The organism is Thioalkalivibrio sp. ALE14, assembly GCF_000376845.1.
GTDB lineage: Bacteria > Pseudomonadota > Gammaproteobacteria > Ectothiorhodospirales > Ectothiorhodospiraceae > Thioalkalivibrio.
In genome coordinates this window covers 1-1,659 of the sequence record NZ_AQXY01000001.1, presented here as the reverse complement: position 1 = coordinate 1,659, position 1,659 = coordinate 1, and the positions used below count along the sequence as shown (strand labels likewise).

3 protein-coding genes are annotated in these 1,659 nt (G+C 57.7%); all 3 read left to right on the top strand.

The genetic code is table 11. The annotated features are described in order from the left end of the window. On the top strand, positions 1–655 hold a 655-nt coding region (locus tag F572_RS0100010; RefSeq protein WP_231410882.1), incomplete at its 5' end, for an SH3 domain-containing protein. Between the two features lie 103 nt (positions 656–758). Next, positions 759–968, top strand: a complete 210-nt coding sequence (locus F572_RS14875; RefSeq protein WP_081611928.1) for a hypothetical protein — start codon at positions 759–761, stop codon at positions 966–968. 290 nt (positions 969–1,258) lie between these two features. Beyond that, positions 1,259–1,659: helix-turn-helix domain-containing protein (locus F572_RS0100005; RefSeq protein ID WP_018158263.1), on the top strand; the 401-nt coding region annotated here is incomplete at its 3' end.

Sequence of the window (1,659 nt, the reverse complement as noted above, 5' to 3'; positions counted from 1 at the left end):
GGGTACAGCAGGCCGACCTGGCCCAAATGTCCTTCCAGAAACGCGTTGGCGGTATATGGATCCGGGTGCTGGGCCATTGATCAGCGTTTCCTTAGAAGCCTTTTCGTCTATCGCAGATCGCCTAGCCGAGGAGCATGGCGCTCTAACATTTTTTGACGCGTATGCGTGGTTCGTAGACGAGTACGACCAGCATATCAGCGAGGAGACGCCCGACCCGCTGGATTGCCTCGCCGAGTCAGTACAAAAGCGCACCGCTGCAGCACCCCCGAGGGCTTTGAGTGTCGAGTTCTATTTTAACTTGTTCTTGGTGTTAATCCTATTCTATTTATCCCAGGTGTTAGCCGAAGAGTCGGAGCAACGAGTGATGGACAGAATAGGGGCACTCGAGCAGGCGTTATTGGGGCAGATCGAGGCGCTTTCGGAGAGTGGAGCTGGTGCAATCTATCTAGTAGACGGAAAGACGATAGAGCTTCGTGACGGGCCAAGCGAAGATCACGAAATCCACGGTGTGTTGCGTCCGTATCAGAAGGTTCATCAGATAGAGTCCCAACACGATTGGGTCCGGATAGAGTATTTTGATCATGCCTCTAATGAGATGAGGAAGGGGTGGGTCCATTGTGGAGACCTTTCCACAGAGGAACGGATTCGAGAGTGACGGAGAGAGTTTGTAAGGTCTGGGCTCGGGGCGGGATCGGAGCGTTCCGTTCGTTTGTCTTTACATTCTAATTTGTGGTGACGGCATATCATCGGAGGTATTGATGGCAACATACGTTTTTTTTGAAGAGACGATACACGATCAAGGAGGGGAAACTTCGGTCGACGTTGAGCTAGGGCGGTCTTCGTTCTATCCGGAAGACAGTATCTATCTTTCGGTGGACGGAAAAACCGTCATAATGGATAGGGCAACAGCTCAGAGATTTGTAGAGGCTGTGAGCGCCGTTGGCCGTTATCATGGCTTTGTCGATTGAGCCCGACGATAAAATGGGCGCATCAATTGCGTGCAACTCGGGGGTCAGACCTTGCCTTTTGCCCCCGCATCAAGGCAGAGGCAAAGGGCAAGGTCTGACCCCCCATGATTTTCAGACCCCCATGATTTTCCAGGCCAGGGACCGCCAGCGGTGCGGGTAAACTTGGAGTAGGCCTACGGGAACTAATTGTTGGGTAACGGATGATTCTATACCGCACGAGAAGGCACCCCTGTTTCGTGGCCGGGAGTGGCGGAGTATCGTGTGCGACGGGCCCACGCAGGAGGGATAGCATGGCGAGCACGATCCATTCGAACGCGCGGACCACACCCCAGATCCGGCGGGAGCTGCAGGAAGCGCCGCCGGGCGTGAGCGATCCCGAGCTGGCCCGGCGCTACGGCATTACCCGCATGACCGTGCGCAAGTGGCGCTACCGCCGGGACGTGGAAGACCGGTCGCACTGCCCCAAACGGCTGCACACGACCCTGACGCCGGAGCAGGAGGCGATCGTGGTCCAGGTGCGGGAAGTGGCCCTGCTGTCGCTGGATGACCTGCTGATCGTGGCGCGCGAGTTCCTGAACCCGGATCTCAGCCGGGCGGCGCTGGCGCGCTGCCTGCGCCGGCACGGCGTGGCTGACGTGCGGGCCCTGCAGCGGGAACGCGACGGGGAACCCGAGGAACCGGCGCACAAGCC